Origin of the sequence: Streptomyces sp. NPDC005774 (assembly GCF_042871645.1) — a bacterium.
GTDB classification, from domain to species: Bacteria; Actinomycetota; Actinomycetes; order Streptomycetales; family Streptomycetaceae; genus Streptomyces; species Streptomyces pratens.
Genome location: NZ_JBIAIV010000006.1, coordinates 48712 through 68754 on the forward strand (window position 1 = coordinate 48712; position 20043 = coordinate 68754).

1 protein-coding gene is annotated in these 20043 nt (G+C 75.7%); it reads right to left on the bottom strand.

What is annotated here, in order from left to right; genetic code table 11:
- Window positions 1–14: 14 nt before the first annotated feature.
- Entirely contained in the window at window positions 15–20030 is a 20016-nt protein-coding gene (locus tag ACFYQA_RS07970) for a non-ribosomal peptide synthase/polyketide synthase (RefSeq protein ID WP_388913148.1), read from the bottom strand.
- Window positions 20031–20043: the final 13 nt, after the last annotated feature.

The following is a 20043-nucleotide window of genomic DNA, read 5'->3' on the forward strand; positions in this document are numbered from 1 at the left end:
CGCGGGGCGGGGCGTCACCGGTTGTCCCGGGCGTGGTGGGCGATGTGGCGCAGAGCCTCGGCGAAGTCGTCCGCGACGCGTCGCACGGTGTCCGTGGCGTGGAGGGCGGGCCGGTGGTGCCAGGTGAAGGACAGCCGGCCGCCCTGCACCGCGCCGACGATCTCCAGCGGGTGGGAGCCGCTGTCGCGCGGGTCGTGGTGCCGGCCGAACGAGCCGCGCTCGGCGCGTATCAGGCCCTCGCCGGGGCTTTCCGGGCGGGCGTCCCACTGGCCGAGGTAGTTGAACACGACCTGCCCGTGCGCGGCCCGTCCGAGCCGTTCGCGCACCTCGGGCGGGCCGAAGGTGCGCAACGCGCCGAAGCCCAGGCCGTTGCCGGGCACGGCGCGCAACTGTCGGCGCACCGACTTCACCAGGGTCCGCCAGTCCCGCCCGGGGCCGAGGTCGGCGGATTCGGGCACCCGGAGGGCGACGGGGTGGACGGTGGTGAACCAGCCGACCGTGCGGGAGAGGTCCACATCGTCGAGGACGTCCTCGCGGCCGTGTCCCTCCAGATCCAGGCGGACCTCCTCGCGGCCGGTCCAGCGGGCCAGGGCCAGGGCGAGGGCGGTGAGCAGCACGTCGTTGACGCGGGTGCGGTAGGCGGTCGGCGCGGCGCGCAGCAGCGCCTCGGTGTCCGCCTCGTCCAGTTCGACGGTGAGCGTGTCGACGGGGCCCGCCTGCGGCCCGGCCGGTATCCCGCCCGGTATTCCGGTGGGCAGCGGCTCGGCGGCGACCGCACTTTCCCAGTAGGGCAGTTCGTCGTCGAGGGCTCCGGCCGCGACGTGTGCGGCGAGGCCTCGGGCCCAGTCGCGGAAGGAGGTGGTGCGTTCTCCCAGTGCGACGGGCTCGCCCTGGAGGGCCTGCCGGTAGGCGGCTTCCAGGTCGTCGCGCAGGACGCGCCAGGAGACGGCGTCCACGACGAGGTGGTGGGCGACCAGGAGGAGGAAGGCGGGCCGGCCGGCGTCCCCGGTGAACAGGGCCGCCCGCAGCAGCGGGCCGCGCGCCAGGTCGAAGCCGGTGTGCAGGTCGTCTGCTGCCTTCTCCATCGCCGCGTCGGCCTCGGCGGAGGTCAGCCCGCTCAGGTCGTGGCGGTTCAGGAGCCGGTCGCGGTCGGTGTCGGACGGCGGCGGGTTGAACTGACGCCGGCCGCCTTCGTCCTCAGTGAAGCGCATGCGCAGGGCGTCGTGGTGGTCGAGCAGGGCGTTCAGGGCCGTTTCCAGGGCGGTGGCGTCCGGGTGGGCGCCGAGCTCCAGCAGCAGCGACTGGTTGAAGTGGCCGTGACTGGCGCGCGGGCCGGTCAGGAACCACTCCTGGATGGGGGTGAGCGGCACGTCCCCGCTCACCGGGCCGTCGCCGGAGTGCCGGGGCTCGCCGGTGACGACGCCGGCCAGTTCGGCGACCGTCTGGTGGGTGAACAGGTCGCGGGTGGCCAGGTGCAGTCCGTCCCGCCGCAGCCGGGAGACGACCTGCATGCTGAGGATGGAGTCGCCGCCGAGGTGGAAGAAGTTGTCGTGCGCGCCGACGTCCGCCACTCCGAGGACGTCGGCCCAGATGCGGGCGATGCGGCGTTCGGTGTCGGTGCGCGGTGCCGTGCGCGGCCCGGCGGCAGAGTGCGTGGGGCCGGGTTCGGGCAGGGCGCCGCGGTCGGTCTTGCCGTTCGGGGTGAGCGGCAGGCGCTCCAGCGGCACGAACGCCGACGGCACCATGTGCGGCGGGAGCAGCCCGGCGAGGTGGTCGCGCAGCTCCGGCACCGGCAGTTCCTCCGTTGTGCCCTCGGCGGGCACGACATGGGCCACGAGCCGTCCGCCGGACCGGCCGTCCGGGTCGGTCCCGCCACCGCGCACGGTGACCACCGCGTCGCGCACCCGCGGGCTGCGGCGCAGCGCGCTCTCGATCTCTCCGGGTTCGATACGGAAGCCGCGCAGCTTGACCTGGTCGTCGGCGCGTCCGGCGAAGCGCAGTTCGCCGGCCGCGTCCCAGCGGGCCAGGTCACCGGTGCGGTACATCCGCTCCCCCGGCGCGCCGAACGGGTCGGCGACGAAACGCGAGGCGGTCGGGCCGGGCCGGTTCAGGTAGCCGCGGGCCAGCCCGGGTCCGGCCACGTAGAGGTCGCCGGTGACGCCGGGCGGGACGGGGCGCAGGGCGGCGTCGAGGACGTGGACGCGGGTGGCGCCGGCCGGGCGTCCGATCGGTGGGGCGCCCGTGCCGGGGGCGAGGGGGCCGGTCCAGGTGGCGACGACGGTGGCCTCGGTCGGGCCGTACGAGTTGATCATGCGTCGGCCGGGTGCCCACCGTTCGACGAGGTGGGCCGGGCACGCCTCGGCGCCGACGATGAGGGTGCGCAGGTGCGGCAGGGCGTCGGCGGTTCCGGGGGCGACCGTGGCCAGGGCGGCGGGCGGGATCAGCGTGTGGCTGACGCGCCGCCCGGCGAGGACCTCGGCGAGCCGCTCGCCGACCAGTGGGCCCTCCTCCCCGGTGACGAGGGTGGCTCCGGCGAGCAGGGACACGCACAGTTCCAGCACGGAGGCGTCGAAGCTGGGCGAGGCGAACTGCAGGACCCGGTCGCCGGGGCCCGCGTCGTAGCGGTCGGCGGCGGCCGCTGCGAAGGCGGCCAGGCCACTGTGCGTCACCGCCACGCCCTTGGGTGTGCCGGTGGAACCGGACGTGTAGATCACGTACGCCGGGTGGTCGACGGTCAGCGCGGCCGTGCGGTCGGCGTCCGTGGGCGCGGTGTCCGGCCCCTCCGCGTCCCGTACGGCGGCGGGGTCGTCCAGGACGAGCCGGGCGCCCGCGTCGCGCAGCATGAACTCCCGTCGCTGCTCGGGGTAGTCCGGGTCGACGGGCAGGAAGGCGCCGCCGGCCTTGGCCACGGCGAGCTGGGCCACCACCGTCTCCGCCCCGCGGGGCAGGGCCAGCGCCACGACCCGCTCGGGTCCCACGCCCCGGGCGATGAGCCGGTGCGCCAGCCGGTTGGCGGCGCGCTCGACCTGCGCGTACGTCAGCTCGCGGCCGTCGGCGTCGGCCAGGGCCACGGCGTCGGGCGTGCGGGCGGCCTGCTGTTCGAACAGCTCCGGCAGCGTCGCCGCCGGTACCGGGCGGGCGGCGGGGCGTCCCTGGACGAGGACGGCCTTGAGCGTCTCGTCGGTGGCGAGGGGCAGGGTGCCCACGGGCCGGCCGGGGTCATCGGCGACGGCGGTCAGGAGCGTGCCGAGCTGGTCGGCCATCCGTTCGGCGGTGGCCGCGTCGAACAGGTCGGTGTTGTAGGTGAGCAGGCCGTGCAGTTCCCCGGCGGGGGTCTCGGCGAACTCCAGGGTGAGGTCGAACGCCGCGTGCCGCAGGTCCGTGTCGACGTCGGTGACCTCGATGCCGGGCAGGTCGAGGTCGGCGGCCGGGGCGTTCTGCAGCACCACCATGACCTGGAACAGGGGGGTGCGGCTGGTGTCGCGGACCGGCTGCACCTCGTCCACCACCCGCTCGAACGGCGCCTCCTGGTGGGCGAAGGCGTCCCGTACGGTCCCGCGCACCTCGGTGAGGAACTCGGGGAAGGGGCGGTCGGGTTCGACGCGGGAGCGCAGGACGAGGGTGTTGACGAAGAATCCGACGAGGTTCTGGGTCTCGGAACGGTCGCGGCCGGAGGTGACCGTGCCGACGGTGATGTCCCGGCCGCCGGTCAGGCGGGCCAGGTAGGTCTGCGCGGCGGCGACCAGCGTGGTGAACAGGGTGGTCTGCCGGTCCCGGCCCACCTGGACGAGGCGGCGGGTGGTGCCGCGTGGCAGGACGAGGCGCACGGTGGCGCCGTCGTGGGTGCGCACCACCGGACGCGGCCGGTCGGTGGGCAGGTCCAGCGTCTCCAGACCGGTCAGGTGCTCCTTCCAGTACGCGAGGTGTTCGTCCGTGCCGCTGCCGCGCTGCCAGTGGGCGTAGTCGGCGTACTGCACCGGCAGCGGCGGCAACTTCCCTTTGTCCGAGCCCAGTTCGGCGCGGTAGAAGTGGGCGAGGTCGCCGGTGAGGACCCCGGTGGACCAGCCGTCGGTGACGATGTGGTGCAGGGTCAGCGTCAGGACGTGCTCCTCGTCCGAGAGCCTGATCAGCCCCGCGTACAGCAGCGGGCCGCGCCGCAGGTCGAACGTGCGGGCACGCTCGGCCTCCAGCAGCTCCTCCAGCCGGGCCGCCCGGTGGGGCTCCGCCGTTCCCGACAGATCGTGCAGCGGCAGCGGCACGTCCGGCGCCGGGTGGACGAGCTGCACGCCGCGGCCGTCCACCGTGTCGAAGGTGGTGCGCAGCGCCTCGTGCCGCTCGACCAGGGCACGCAGGGCCGCGGTGAAAGCGGGCACGTCGAGCCGGCCGCGCAGGCGCAGGGCGAGCGCGGTGACGTACTCGCCGCTGCCCGGCGCGAACTCCTCCAGGAACCATAGGCGTTGCTGGGCGTACGACATCGGGGCGGACGTGTCGCGGAGGACCGGGACGATCGCGGTGGGCGCGGTGTCGCCGGACGACTGCTCGGTGAGCAGGACGGTGAGGGCGGCGGGGGTGGGGTGGGTGAACACCGCGCGCGGTGACAGGTCGGCGCCGAACGCCTCGGACAGGCGGGCGGCCAGCCGGATGCTGAGGATGGAGTCCCCGCCCAGCTGGAAGAAGTCGTCCTCCACGCCGGGCCGCTCCACGGACAGGACCTCCGCGAAGACGTCGGCGGTGCGCCGCTCGGCGTCGGTGCGCGGCTCGGTCGGCGTATCCCGCCGGTCGCCGCCGGCGGTCTCCGGTGCGGGAAGGGCCGCCCGGTCGACCTTGCCGTTGCCGCTGAGCGGCAGCGCGGGCAGGGCGACGAACGCCGAGGGCACGAGGTAGTCGGGGAGTGAGCGCCGGGCGAACTCCCGCAGTTCGGTCAGGTCTTCGGGGCCGACCACGTAGGCCACCAGGCGCCGGCTGCCGGGCCGGTCCTCGCGGGCCAGCACCGCCACGTCCGCGACGCCGGGATGCGCCGCGAGGGCCGCCTCCACCTCGCCGGGTTCGACGCGGAAGCCGCGGATCTTCACCTGGTCGTCGGCACGGCCCAGGAACTCGACCGTGCCGTCGGGGCGGCGGCGGGCCAGGTCGCCGGTGCGGTACATGCGGCTGCCGGGCGGGCCGGCGGGGTCGGCGAGGAAGCGGGCGGCGGTGTCGCCGGGCCGGCCCAGGTAGCCGCGTGCCACGCCCTCGCCGGCGAGGTACAGCTCGCCGGCGCAGCCCGGCGGCACAGGTCGCAGCCGGCCGTCGAGGACGTGGACCCGCATGTCGTCGAGCGGGTGGCCGATGGGCACGGTGTCCGGCACGGCCGCCGCGTCGGTGAGCGCGAAGGACGTCGCGAACGTCGTCGTCTCGGTGGGGCCGTAGCCGTCCACGACGGTCAGGCCGGGACAGGCGGACAGTACGCGGCGTACGGCCGCGGCGGGCACCACGTCGCCTCCGGTCCACACCTGGCGCAGGCCGGCGAAGCAGTCCGGCGCGTCCTGCGCCAGCAGCCGGAAGAGGCCGGCGGTCAGCCACAGCGCGCTCAGGCCGTCGTCGCGGACCAGGCGCCGCAGCAGTGCCGCGTCCACGGGCCGGGGCGGTGCCACGACCACGCAGCCGCCGTTGAGCAGGGGCGCCCACACCTCGAAGGTGGCGGCGTCGAAGGCCACCGGGGAGTGCAGCAGCACCCGGTCGCACACCCCGCCGGTGAAGCGGCCGTCGGTGGCGAGGGCGGCCACGTCGCGGTGCCGTACCGCGACCGCCTTGGGCTCGCCGGTCGACCCGGAGGTGAACATCACGTACGCCGGCCGGTCGGCGTCCGCGGGTACGACGACGGGCGCGCCCGGCACGGGAGTGCGTGCGGCGGCGACGTCCGCGACGGTCAGCCGGGCCGTCGCGCCCGCCCGTTCGGCCAGCGCCCGGCGTCGCTCCTCGGGGGCGCGGGCGTCCACCGGCACGTAGGCGCCGCCCGCCTTGAGGACGGCGAGCTGGGCGACGACGAGTTCGGCGCAGCGGTCCATCGGCAGCGCCACCCGGTCCTCGGCCCGCAGGCCGCCGGCGAGGAGCCGGAACGCCACGGCGTCGGACCACTCGTCGAGGCCGCGGTACGTCAGCTCCGTGTCGACGTCGCGCAGGGCGGGCGCGTCGGGGGTGCGCCGGGCCTGCTCGGCGAACAGCCCGACGGGACTGCGCGGCGCCGCCTGCCGGGTGGTGGCGTTCCACCGCTGGAGCAGGGCGCGGTCCTCCTCGGTCAGCAGCGGCAGGCCCATCACGTCCGCGTCGGCCTCGATGGCGTCGGCGAGGGCGGTCAGGACGACCGCGAGCCGGGCCGCGAGGCATTCGGCCGTGTCCGCGTCGAACAGGTCGGCGTCGTAGGCGAGGTCGATGCCGAGCCGGTCGCCGAGGTGGGCGCGCAGGCACAGCGGGAAGGTCGGCGCGTCGTCGGCCCGCACCTCCTCGACGTGCACGCCCGTGCGGGCCGTGGCGGACTCGTCGACGGGGTAGTTCTCGAAGACCACCATGCTGTCGAACAGCGCCTCGCCCGCCGGGACCCCGCTCAGCGTCTGGATGCGGGGCAGCGCGAGGAAGTCGAAGCGCCGCGCGTCGCTCTGCCGCTCCTGCACGCCCCGCAGCCAGGACGCCGCTCCCCCGCCCGTGACCTGGATCCGGGTGGGCACGGTGTTGATGAACATGCCGATCACCGTCTCCACGCCCGGCAGTTCGGCCGGACGCCCGGAGACGGTCGTGCCGAACACGACGTCGTCGCGTCCGCCGTGGCGGGCCAGTAGCAGCGCCCAGGCTCCCTCGATCACGGTGTTCACCGTCAGCCCGGCCCGTGCCGCCGTCTCCCGCAGCCGCGCCGACATGTGCTCGTCCAGCTGCCGGTGCGCCGTGGCGGCGGCGCGGGCGCGGTGCGCCTCGGCCGGTGTGCGGTCGTACGGCAGCGGGGTGCGGGCCGGGAAGCCGGAGAGGGTGTCGGCCCAGTACGCCTCGGCCGCGTGCTCGGCCGTGGCGTGCTGGTCCTGCAGCCAGCGCAGGAAGTCGGAGAACGGGCGCCTGACCGGCGCGGGGGCCTCGCGGCCACCGGTGAGCGCGGCGTAGCGCTCGCACACCTCGGTGAGCAGCTGCCCGGTGCTCCAGCCGTCCAGGATCAGGTGGTGGGAGGACCACAGCAGCAGGATCTCGTCGCCGGGCAGCGCGGCCAGGGTGATGCGGGTGAGGGGTGCGGTGGTGAGGTCCATGCCCGCCGCGCGGTCGGCGGCCAGCAGGTCCTCGGTCTCCCTCTCTCGCTGCCCGGGTGTCAGGTGCCGCCAGTCCAGGTGGGTGACGGGCAGCTCCACGCGGTGGCGGACGACCTGCACCGGGTGCGGCAGGCCCTGCCAGTGGACGCTGGTGCGCAGGGCCTCGGTGCGGTCGGCGACCTGCTGCCAGGCCGCGGCGAAGGCCCGCGGGTCGGCCACCCCGGACAGTCGTACGGCCGTCCGGTCGAAGTAGGCGCCCGCGGTGTCCACCAGGCCGTGGAAGAGCATCCCGGCCTGCAGGGGCGTCAGCGGCAGGACGTCCGCCACCTGCCGGCCGTCGCCCACGAGGCGGTCCAGCTCCGGCTGGCCGAGCCCGGCGAGCGGGAAGTCCGACGGGGTGCGGCCGCCCGCGCCCGGGTCGGCGCAGTGGGCCGCGATGTCGCGCAGCGCCGCGCACATCCCGTCGGCGAGCTCACGGACGGTGGACTCGTCGTAGACGGCCGGCGGATAGGTCCAGCCGAGTTCGAGGCGGCCGTCCTGGACCACACCGGTGATGTCCAGCAGGTAGGGGCGGGGCGCGTCGGGGTCGGCGTCGGAGCCGGCCGGGGGCAGGGCGGCGCCGTAGAGGCCGCTCCCTCCGCCGTCGGCGTCCCACCGGCCGTGGTAGTTGAAGCCGACCTGCGGCACGGGAGCGCCGGTCAGCGGGCTGTCGGGCAGCAGGTGGCGCAGCGCGCCGTGGCTCAGGCCGTGCAGCGGCACCGCGCGCAGTTGCTCCTTGACCGAGCGCAGGGTGTCGTGCCAGCCGGCGTCGGGGGCGACGCTCAGCGCGAGGGGGAACTCGGCGGTGAACCAGCCGACCGTCCGGGAGAGGTCCGCGTCGTCGAAGAGGTCCTCGCGGCCGTGGCCCTCCACGCCGACCAGCACGGTCTCGCGCCCGCACCAGCGGGTCAGGGTGCGGCCGAGGGCGCTGAGGAGGACGTCGTTGACCTGGGTGCGGTAGACCTCCGGGACCCGGCGCAGCAGGGCCCCGGTCGTCTCCGGTTCGAGCAGCACGGTGACCGTGGCGGCGGTGCCGTGGGTGTTGGGGCCGGGCAGGCCCGCGGGCAGGTCGGCGGGGGCCTGCCCGGTGCGCTCCCAGTGGGGGAGGTCGCCGTCCAGGGCGCCGGACCGGGTGTGCGTCTCCAGCCGGGCCGCCCAGTGGCCGAACGGGGTTCCGGCCGGGGGCAGTTCAACGGGGCGCCCGTCCGCGGCGCAACGGTGGGCGGTCTCCAGGTCGGCCAGCAGGATCCGCCAGGAGACGCCGTCGACGACCAGGTGGTGGACGGTGAAGAGGAGTTGCGCGGGCAGGTCCGGGCCACGGTCGAAGAGCAGAACGTGCACCACCCGGCCCTCGGCCGGGTCGAGGGAGTCCCGGGCCGCGTCCGCGGCGCGCCGCACCTCGGCCTCCAGCACGGGGCCGTCCAGGCCGGTCACGTCGTGGTGGGTGAGGATGCCTCCGGGGACGTCCGGCAGAACCTCCTGGCGCCAGGCGTCGTCGGTGCGGCGGAAGCGGGTGCGCAGGGCCGGGTGGTGGTGGACGAGGGCGTCCACGGCGGGGCGCAGGGCGGATATGTCGGTGCCGGGGGCTAGTTCGATCCGCTGCGACATGGTGAAGCGCAGCGGGTCGCCGGGGCGGCGGCCGTCGAGGTACCAGCGCTGGATCGGGGTGAGCGGCGCCTCGGCGGGCGCGGACACCTCCGCCTCGGCCGGTGCCGCCTCGGTGACGTGCAGGGCGAGTTCGGCGACGGTCTGGTGGCGGAAGACGTCCTTGGTGGTCAGCGCCAGTCCGGCCCGGCGGGCCCGGGAGACGATCTGGATGCTGAGGATGGAGTCGCCGCCGAGCGCGAAGAAGTTGTCCCGCGCGCCCACCCGTTCGGTCCGCAGGACGTCCGCCCAGATCGCGGCCAGCGTCTCCTCGGTGCCGGGGCGCGGTGGCACGTACGTCGTGGCGGGGTCCGGTTGCGTGGGCGGGGCGGGCAGGGCACGCCGGTCGGTCTTGCCGCTGCTGGTGCGCGGGATGCGCGCCAGCGGGACGTACGCGGCCGGCACCATGTGGTCCGGCAGGGTGCGCCGGAGCGCGAGGCGCAGTTCGTCGGCGGTCGGGGCGGCGTCCTGGGTGGGCACCAGGTGGGCCACGAGCATGAGCCGGCCCGCGTGTTCGCGTGCCGTCACCACTGCCTCGGACACGTCCGGGTGGGCGAGCAGCGCGGCCTCGACCTCGCCGGGTTCGATGCGGAACCCGCGGATCTTGATCTGCTCGTCGGCGCGGCCCAGGAACTCCAGCAGTCCTCGCTCGTCCCAGCGGGCGCGGTCGCCGGTGCGGTACATCCGCTCCCCCGGCGCGCCGAACGGGTAGGCGAGGAAGCGTGACGCGGTCGGGCCGGGGCGGCCCAGGTAGCCGCGGGCCACCTGCGCGCCGGCGAGGTACAGCTCGCCGGGCACGCCGGGCGGCACCGGGCGCAGGGCGCCGTCCAGGACGTGGGCGCGCAGGTTGCTGCCGGGACGCCCGACGACCGGCCGGTCCGGGTGGTCGGTGACACGCCCGTAGGTGGCGTCGACGGTGCACTCGGTGGGCCCGTACATGTTGTACGCGGTGACGCCGAGGTCTGCGGCGGCGCACAGCTCCCGCCAGGTGTCGGGGCCGGTCGCCTCGCCGCCGACCATGAGGACGCGCGGGTGGTGGCGGCCGGGTGCGAGGAGTCCGGCGGCGGTGAGTTCGCGCAGGAAGGACGGGGTGACGTTCACCAGGTCCAGGCCGCGCTCGGCGATCTGGGCGCAGAACGCGTCCGGGTCCAGGCGCACGTCCTCGTCGACGAGGTGGACCTCCTGCCCGAGGGCGAGCAGCAGCGGCCCCTCCCAGGAGGTGTCGAAGGAGAACGAGGCGCTCAGCGCGGCGCGCAGCCGCCGCCCGTCCGCGGTGTGCGGGGCGACGAGCCCTTCGCGGTGGTCGTGGCAGAGGTTGACCAGGTGGCGGTGTTCGACGACGACGCCCTTGGGGCGGCCGGTGGAGCCGGAGGTGTAGACGATGTAGGCGGCGTGGTCCGGGCGCAGCGGGGCCGGGCGGTCGCGGTCGGTGGGGTCGTGGGCGGGCAGCCGGTCCCACGGCACCTCGCGCAGTGCGTCGGCGGTCAGCACGGTGTGCGGGGCCGCGTCCGCGAGGAGGTGGGTGACGCGTTCGGCTGGCAGGTCGGGGTCGAGACAGAGGAGGATGCCGCCCGCCTTGGCGACGGCGAGCACCGCCACGAGCAGGTCGGAGGTGCGCGGCAGCCGTACGGCGACCACCTTCTCGGGGGCGACGCCCCGGGCGAGGAGGTGGTGGGCGAGCCGGTTGGCGCGCTCGTTGAGGGCGGCGAAGTCGAGCGTGGCGTCCCGTGCCACCAGGGCGGTGACGTGCGGGGTGCGGGCGGCCTGCGCCTCGAACAGGGCGGGGAAGGTGGTGTCGGGGACCGCGAGCCGCGGCCCCTGCCAGTCGTGGAGCACCCGGTGCCGCTCGGCGGCGGTCATCAGTTCCAGTGCCCGCACGTCCCGGTCGGGGTCCTGCGCCGCGGCCTCCAGGAGCAGCCGCAGGCGGGCGGCCAGACGGTGGACGGTGTCCTCGTCGAACAGGGCGGTGTCGTACTCCAGGTGGCCGGTGACGCCGCCGTCCGTCTCCACGAAGTCGAAGGCCAGGTCGAACGTGGCGTGCCGGACCGGCGGGGCGACCGGCTCGACGTCCAGGTCCAAGAGCGCGGGGGCCTCGGCGCCCAGGTTGTGCAGGGCGACCATGACCTGGAACAGGGGGGTGCGGCTGGTGTCCCGCTCGGGCTGGAGGGCGTCCACCAGCCGCTCGAAGGGCACGTCCTGGTGGGCGAACGCCTCCAGGACGGTGCCGCGCACCTGCTCCAGCAGCGCGCGGAACGACGTGCCGGGGCGCACCCGGTTGCGCAGCACCAGCGTGTTCACGAACATGCCGACCACGTCGTGCACCTCGGGGCGTTCACGGCCCGCGGTGACGGTGCCGACGGCGAAGTCGTCCTGGTCGGCCCAGCGGGACAGCAGGGCCGTGCAGGCCGTCAGCAGCGTCATGTACAGAGTGGCGTCGGCCTCCCGGCCCCGCTCGCGCAGCCGGTCGGTCAGCTCGGCGGGCAGGGTGAAGGTCACCAGCGCACCGTCCCTGGTGCGTACGGCGGGGCGCGGACGGTCGGTCGGGAGCTCCAGCGGTGGCACTCCGTCCAGCGTCTCGCGCCAGTGGGCGAGTTGGTCCTCGACGTGGTCGGTGCGGGTGCGCTGCCAGGTGGCGTGGTCGGCGTACCGGACGGGCAGCGACGGGAGTTCGGGCTCGCGGCCCTCGTATGCCGCCGCGTACAGCTCGCCCAGGTCCCGGCCGAGAACGCCGAGCGACCAGCCGTCGGTGACGATGTGGTGGACGGCGAGTACGAGGACGTGCTCGCCGTGCTCGTCGTGCTCGCCGGCGGCCGTGCGGGCCAGCCGGGCGCGCAGCAGCGGCCCGGCCGCCAGGTCGAAGGGCGTGGCGGCCTCGCGTTCCAGCAGCGCGTCCAGCGCCGCCCGTCCGTCCGGGGCCGTGGTGAGGTCGTCCACGGGCAGGTCGACCCGGTGCGGCGGATGCACCAACTGCCGGGCTTGTCCGTCCTGTTCGGCGAACGTGGTGCGCAACGCCTCGTGCCGCTCGACCAGGCCGTCCAGCGCGGTGCGCAGGGCGCTTACGTCTAGGGGTCCGCGCAGGCGGAGCACGGACAGCGTCGTGTACTCGGTGCTGCCGGGCTCGAACCGGTCGAGGAACCACAGGCGTTGCTGGGCGTACGACAGCGGCGCCGGGATGTGCGGGGCGGAGGCCGGTATCGCGTCGGCCCGCGGGGCGGACGCGTCGTCGGCCGGTTCGCCGAGCTCGGCGGCCAGGGCGGCCACCGTGGGACGGGTGAACAGCAGCCTCGGGGAGGCGTCGGGGCCGAACGCGGCGCGCAGCCGGGCGGTGACGCGGACGGCGAGGATGGAGTCGCCGCCGAGCGCGAAGAAGTCGTCGCCGGTGTGCACCTCCTCGACTCCCAGCACGTCCGCCCAGGCGGCGGCGACCAGCCGTTCGGCGGGCGTGCGCGGCGGTGTCCGGTCGGTGCCGGTGGCGTAGCCGTCCGGTCCCGGCGCGGGCAGTGCGCGCCGGTCCAGCTTGCCGTTGACGGTGAGCGGCAGCACGTCCATCGGCACGTAGGCGGCGGGCACCATGTGGGCGGGCAGCAGGCGCTCCAGGTGGGCGCGCAGTTCGGCCGCCGCGGGGGGCGCGCCGCCGGAGCCGGTGACGTGCGCCACGAGTCGGCGGGTGCCGGCGGCGTCCTCGAACACGCCGGCCGCGGCCTCGGCGACGCCGGGGTGGGTGTGCAGGGCCGCCTCGATCTCGCCGGGCTCGATGCGGTAGCCGCGGATCTTCACCTGGGCGTCCGCGCGGCCCAGGTACTCCAGGGTGCCGTCGGCCCGCCACTTCGCCCGGTCGCCCGTGCGGTACATGCGGCTGCCGGCCGGTCCGAACGGGTCGGCGAGGAAGCGGGTGGCGGTGAGACCGGGGCGGCCGAGGTAGCCGCGGGCCAGGCCCTCGCCCGCCACGTGGAGTTCGCCGGTCGCGCCGGGCGGCACGGGGGCCAGGTCAGCGTCGAGCACGTACGCCCGCAGGTCCTCGATGGCCGTGCCGATGGGACTGGCGGGGCCGTCGGCAGCGGTGTCGGGGTCGAGCGGGGCGTGGGTGACGTGCACGGTGGTCTCGGTGATGCCGTACATGTTGACCAGCCGCGGGGCGGCGGCCGGGTGGCGCGTCCACCAGTCGGCGAGCCGGCCGGTGTCCAGGGCCTCACCGCCGAGGACCACCGTGCGCAGCGCGAGGCGGGCGCTGATCCCGGGGTGTTCGGCGTCCGCGCGGATCAGCGGGTAGAACGCGGACGGCGTCTGGTTGAGGACGGTGACCCGCTCGTCCGCCAGCAGGCGCAGGAAGTCCTCCGGGGAGCGGGCGGTCTCGTCGGGCACGATCACGAGCCGGCCGCCGTGCAGCAGCGGGCCCCACAGCTCCCACACGGAGAAGTCGAACGCGTAGGAGTGGAACATCGTCCACACGTCGTCCTCGCCGAAGCCGAACCAGTGGCTCGTGCGGGTGAACAGCCGCACCACGTTGGCGTGCGGGATCACCACGCCCTTGGGGCGGCCGGTGGAGCCGGAGGTGTGGATGGCGTAGGCGGGGCTCTCCGGCAGGGGCCGGCGGGCCGGGGCGGGGCCGGTGGCCGGGCGGCCGGCGAGGTCGGCCTCGACCCGCGGATCGTCGAGGAGCAGCAGGGGTACGTCGGTGCCGTCGCCCCGGGCCGCCGTGCCGGTCGTGGTCACCAGGGTCACCGGGGCGGCGTCGGCGAGGAGGTGGCCGATGCGTTCGGCGGGCGAGGCCGGGTCGATCGGCAGGTAGGCCGCGCCGGTCTTCAGCACGGCGAGGATCGCGACGACCTGGTCGCAGGAGCGGGGCAGGGCGAGGGCGACGAACCGCTCGGGCGCGGCACCGAGTTCGGCGAGCCGGTGGGCGAGCCGGCCCGCGCGGGCGTCGAGCGTCGCGTAGTCCAGACGCTCGGCTTGGCAGGTGACGGCGACGGCGCCGGGCGTGCGGGCGGCCTGCGCCTCGAACAGGTCCACCAGGGTCTCGTCGGGGCGGCCCTCTTCGGTACCGTTCCAGTCGGTGAGTACGCGCCGCCGTTCCCCGGCCGTCGGCCGGGCCAGGGCGCGCAGCGGCCGGTCGGGGCCGTCGGCGATCTCCGTGAGCAGCAGGCACAGCCGGTCGGCGAGCGAGCGGACGGTCGCCGCGTCGAACAGGGCGGGATCGTAGGCGAGGTCGAAGCCGAGGCGTTCGCCGTGGTAAGCGCGCAGGACGAGCGGGTAGTTGGTGGCGTCGCGGGAGGTCACCTCGGCCAGGCGCACCCCGGAGCCGGCCGTGCGGGCCTCGTCGAAGGGGTAGTTCTCGAAGGCGACCATGCTGTGGAAGAGCGGGCTGCCGGACGGCACGTCGCTCAGCCGGGTCAGCTCGGCCAGCGACACGGCCGCGTACCGCCTCGACTCGGCCTGGGCGTCCTGGAGTTCCCGCAGCCACGCGCCGGCCGTGCGCCCGGGGGCGACGCGTATTCGGGTGGGCACGGTGTTGATGAACATGCCCACCATCGACTCGACGCCGGACAGGTCGTCGGGCCGGCCGGAGACGGTGGTGCCGAACACCACGTCGTCCTCGGCGCCGTACCGGGCCAGCAGCAGCGCCCAGGCGCCCTGCACGACCGTGTTGAGGGTGAGTCCGGCCTCGCGTGCGGTGCGCGCCAGCCGGGCCGACGCCTCGTCGTCCAGGCCGGCCACGTGGACATCGGCGGAGCGGGCCGAGTGGGCCTCGCGCAGGGGGCGGTCGGTGGGCAGCGGGGTGGGGGCGGTGAAGCCGGCGAGGACGCCTTGCCAGTGCGCGCGGGCGGCGTCGGGGTCCTGCTCGGTGAGCCAGTGCACGTAGTCGGCGAAGGGGCGCCGTACCGGTGGCCGGGACTCGGCGCCGGCGGTGAGCGCCGCGTACTCCTCGAACACCTCGGTCAGTACCTGGGCCAGGCTCCAGCCGTCCAGGATCAGGTGGTGGGAGGTCCACAGCAGGTGCAGCCGCGCGTCGGGCAGCCGGACCAGGGTCAGCCTCATCAGCGGCGCGGCGGCGAGGTCGATGCCGCGGGCCAGGTCGTCGGCCCGCAGCCGGTCGAGGCGCTCGGCGCGCTCCGGCTCGTCCAGATGCCGCCAGTCGAGGTGGGTCACCGGCACCCGCACGTCCCGGCGCACGACCTGGAGGGGCACCGGTACGTCCTCCCAGACCACGCAGGTGCGCAGGGCGGGCGTGCGGTCGGTGACGCGCTGCCAGGCCACGGCGAGGGCGTGCGGGTCGGCGGCGCCGTCCAGCAGGAGCGCCGCCTGGTCGACGTAGACGTCGTCGGGGCCGCCGACCAGCCGGTGGAAGAGCATGCCCTCCTGGAGCGGGGTCAGCGGCAGGAGGTCCTCCACGTCCCGCCCGTCGCCGACCAGCCGGTCCAGGCGGTCCTGGCCGAGGTGGGCCAGCGGGAAGTCGGACGGGGTGCGGCCGCCCGTGCCGGGGCGGGCGCAGTGCTCGGCGATCGCGGCGAGCGCGCGGGTCATGCCGTCGGCGAGGGTGCGGACGGTGTCCTCGTCGTGCACCTGGTCGCTGTAGTGCCAGGTGATCTCCAGTTCGCCGTCGGCGGCCACGGCGGACACGTCCAGCAGGTGGGCCGGCGGCTGGTCGGCGGCGATGTCACGGCCGGGCGTCTCGCCCGCCGGGGCGAAGTCCCGTCCGTCGCCGGCCTCCCACTGGCCGTGGTAGTTGAAGCAGACCTGCGGCAGCGGCAGGTCCCGCAGGGCGCGGGCGGCCGGGTCGGGCGAGCCGAGGCGGGCCAGGGCCTCGTAGCCGAGGCCGTGCCGGGGAACGGCCCGCAGCCGTTCCTTCACCGTCTTGAGGGTGGTGCCCCAGTCGGGCGCGTCGGACGGTCCGGCGGGGGTGAGGGTGACGGGGTACTGGGTGGTGAACCAGCCCACCGTGCGGGACAGGTCCAGCGTGTCGTCCTCGCGGCCGTGGCCCTCCAGGGCGACGGCCACCCGCCCGGTGCCCGTCCAGTCGGCGAGGACCCGGCCCAGCGCGCTGAGCAGCACGTCGTTGACCTGCGTGCGGTAGACCGCGGGCACCTGGCGCAGGAGAGCGTCGGTGGTGGCGCGGTCCACGCGGGTGCGCAGGGTGCGGACCGAGCCGGCGAGCGGGGTGCCGGGGCGGTCCACGGGCAGCGGGGTACGGAGTTCGGCGGCCTCGGCCGCCCAGTGCGGCAGGTCGGCGTCGAGGTCACCGGCGCGTACCCGGCGGGACAGGTGCGCGGCCCAGTCGGCGAACGGCGTGGAGACGGGCTCCAGATGGACCGGGTCACCCTGGGCCACCTGCCGGTAGGCCTGTGCGAGATCGGCGAGGAGAATGCGCCAGGAGACGCTGTCCACCGCCAGGTGGTGGGCGGTGACGAAGAGTTGGGGGCGCTCGCCGGAGCGGGACAGCAGGGCGGCGCGCAGCAGGGTGCCGGTCTCCGGGTCGAGGGCGGCGCGGGCGGCCTCGGCGGCCTCCTCGCGGGCGGCCGCCGGGTCGACGGCGCGGGAGAGGTCGTGGCGGGTGAGCAGGCCGGTGACCGGGCCGGTGACCGGGCCGTCGCCGGGGTGCTGGCGCCAGGTGTCCCCCGAGCGGACGAAGCGGGTGCGCAGCGCGGGGTGGTGGGCGGCCAGTGCCTCCAGGGCACGTTCCAAGGCCGGCTCGTCCAGGTCGCGCGGCAGGTCCAGCAGCATCGACATGCTGAAGTGCCGCAGCGGGCCGTGGGTGGCGAAGAACCACTCCTGGATCGGCGTCAGCGGTGCCGGGCCCTCCTCGCGCGGCCGCCGGGGCGCGGGCACCTCGGCGGTGCGCGCGGACGCGGCGGCGGCGAGGTCGGCGACGGTCTGGTGGCGGAAGACGTCCCGTGAGGTCAGGTGCAGGCCCGCCGCGCGAGCACGGGAGACGGCCTGGATGCTGAGGATGGAGTCACCGCCCAGCTCGAAGAAGTTGTCGTTCACGCCGACCCGGCGCGCGCCCAGCACCTCGGCCCAGATGCGGGCGAGGGTCTCCTCCTGCGGGGTGCGCGGGACGACGAACTCCTTGTCGCGCCCGCCTCCGTCGGGGTCGGGGGCGGGCAGGGCACGCCGGTCGACCTTGCCGCTGACGGTCATCGGCAGGGCGTCGAGCACGGTGAAGGAGGACGGCACCATGTGGTCGGGCAGCACACGTCGGCAGGCCGCCCTCACCTCGGCCGCGGCGAGCCGCGCGTCGCGGCCGGCGGGCACCGGTCCCGACGGGGCGGACGTCGCCCGCCGGGGCACCAGGTAGGCGGCGAGCCGGGTGTGGCCGTGCGGGTCGGTGACGGCGACGACCGCGGCGGCGGCGACCCCGGGCAGGTCCGTCAGGGCCGCCTCGACCTCGCCGGGCTCGATGCGGTGGCCGCGCACCTTGACCTGGTCGTCGGCGCGCCCCAGGTGGTCCAGGCGTCCGTCGGCGGTCCAGCGGGCCAGGTCGCCGGTGCGGTACATGCGGGCGCCGGGCGGGCCGTACGGGTCGGGCAGGAACCGTGCGGCGGTGAGCCCCGGCCTGCCCGCGTAGCCGCGCGCCAGCTGCACGCCGGCCAGGTACAGCTCGCCGCCGACCCCGGGCGGCACGGGCCGGAGTCGGTCGTCGAGGACGTAGGCGCGCACGTTGGCGAGCGGCCGGCCGACGGTCGGACGGCCGTCGCCCTCGATGCGGCAGGCCAGGGCGTCGACCGTGCACTCGGTGGGCCCGTAGAAGTTGTACGCGGCCACGTCCCGCCGCTCGGCCAGCTCCCGCCACAGGCCGGGCCCGACGGCCTCGCCGCCGAGCATCAGCACCCGGGGGCGGTGGCGCGGATCGGTGAGCAGCCCGGCGGGCAGCAGCTGGCGCAGGTAGGTGGGGGTCAGGTCGAGGAAGTCGATGCGGTGCTCGACGACGTACTCGACCAGCGCGGCGGCGTCCAGCCGGGTCGTCTCGTCGACCAGGTGCAGCGGATGGCCGTCGGCCATCAGCAGCACGCCCTCCAGCGAGGTGTCGAAGGAGAACGACGCCGTCAGTGCCACCCGCAGCGGCCCGCCGCCCGCCTCGGCGACGAAGCCCTCGCGATGGCCCGCCAGGAGGTTCGCCAGGGACCTGTGGGTCACGGCGACACCCTTGGGGCGGCCGGTGGAGCCGGAGGTGTAGAGGACGTAGGCGGTGGTGTCGGGGTGCGGTGGGGCGAGCGGACCCGCGTCGGCGGCGGGGCCGGTGCCGGACAGGTCCCGCAGCGTGATCCCGTCCAGCACGAGGGCCGGCCGGGCGTCGTCGAGCAGGAACCGTATGCGGTCCTCCGGTAGCGCGGGATCCAGGGGCAGATAGCCGGCGCCGGCCTTCCAGACGGCGAGGATCGCCACGATCATGTCGGCGGTGCGCGGCAGTTGCAGGGCGACCAGCCGCTCGGGGCCGGCTCCGCGCGCCACGAGCTGCCGGGCCAGCCGGTCGGCGCGGGCGTCGAGCGTCGCGTAGTCCAGGCGTTCGTCCCCGGCGACCAGGGCGATGGCGCCCGGAGTGCGGGCGGCCTGCCGCCCGCACAGCTCGGGCAGGGTGTCCTCGGGGACGGGCAGGGAGGTCGCGTTCCAGTCCCGGGTGACCTGCTCCAGCCGGCGCGGCGAGAGCAGGGGCAGGGCGCCGAGCGGGCGGTCCGGCTCTGCGGCGGCGCCGTCCAGCGTGCGCAGCAGCTGGTCCGCCATGCGCTCGGCGGTGGCCGCGTCGAACAGGTCGGTGCGGTACTCCAGCAGGCCGGTCAGCCCGTCCCCGTCGGGTACGAACTCCACGCTCAGGTCGAACGTGGCGGCCCGCCGGGGTACGGCGACCGGGGCGGTGGCCAGGCCGTGCGGGTCGGGGGCGGCGGGCGGCGCGGGGTGCAGCAGGACCATCACGTCGAACAGGGGGTTACGGCCCGCCTCCCGGGTCGCGCCGACGGCCTCCACCAACCGTTCGAACGGCGTGTCGCCGTGCGCGAAGGCGTCGTTGACGGTGTCCGCGGCGGCGGCCAGCAGGCCGCGGAAGGAACCGCCGGTCTCGACGCGGGTGCGCAGCACGACGGTGTTGACGAAGAACCCGACGGCCCGTTCCAGGTCGGTGCGTCCGCGCCCGGGGGTGAGCGAGCCGACGGTGATGTCGTCCTGCCCGGACCAGCGGGCCAGCAGGGCCTGGGAGGCGGCGACCAGGGCGGTGAACAGCGTGCTGTGCCGCTCGGCCGCGAGGTGCTTCAGCCGGGCGGTGGTGGCCGCGGAGACGGCGAAGGCGTGCACCGCGCCCGCGCCGGACTCCTCGCCGCGGCGCGGCCGGTCCAGTGGCAGTTCGGGCGCCACCGCATCCGTCAACCGCTCCCTCCAGTGCGCCAGTTCGCGCTCCAGCCGGGGGCCGGAGAGCTGCTCGCGCTGCCAGACGGCGAAGTCCGGGTACTGCGTCGCCACCGGCGGCAGCGCGGGCTCCGCGCCCTGGGCGAGGGCGTCGTAGGCGGTGCACAGCTCCTCCAGGAGCACGCCCATCGACCAGCCGTCGGTAATGATGTGATGAGCCGTCAGCAACAGGACGTGCGCGTGGTCCGACTCACGCAGCAGCAGGGCGCGCAGCAGCGGCCCGGTGCGCAGGTCGAAGGGGCGCTCGTACTCGGCCGTCAGCAGGGCGTCCAGGTCCGCCGGCCCGTCACCGGGGACCGCCAGGTCCCGGACGGGCAGCGGGAGCGGTCCGGCGGGGTGCACGGTCTGCGTGGGTATGCCGTCGGCCTCCTGGAAGGTGGTGCGCAGTGCCTCGTGCCGCCCCACCACGTGCTCCAGCGCGCCGGCCAGGGCGGTGTGGTCGAGGGTTCCGGTGAGCCGCAGCGCGACCGCGCTGTTGTAGCGCGGGTCGCCGGGGCGCAGCCGGTCCAGGAACCACAGGCGCTGCTGGGCGAAGGACAGAGGCAGCGGCCGGGTGCGGTCCGCGTGCCCGATGGCCTGCCGGGCGGCGCCGGGGGTGTCGGCGGCCCGTCCGGCGAGCCGGCGGCGGAGTGCTTCCTGGAGGTCCTGCGGCAGGGCCTCGGCGCGGTTTCGCTTCGAAGACGTCATGGTTGTCCGGTCC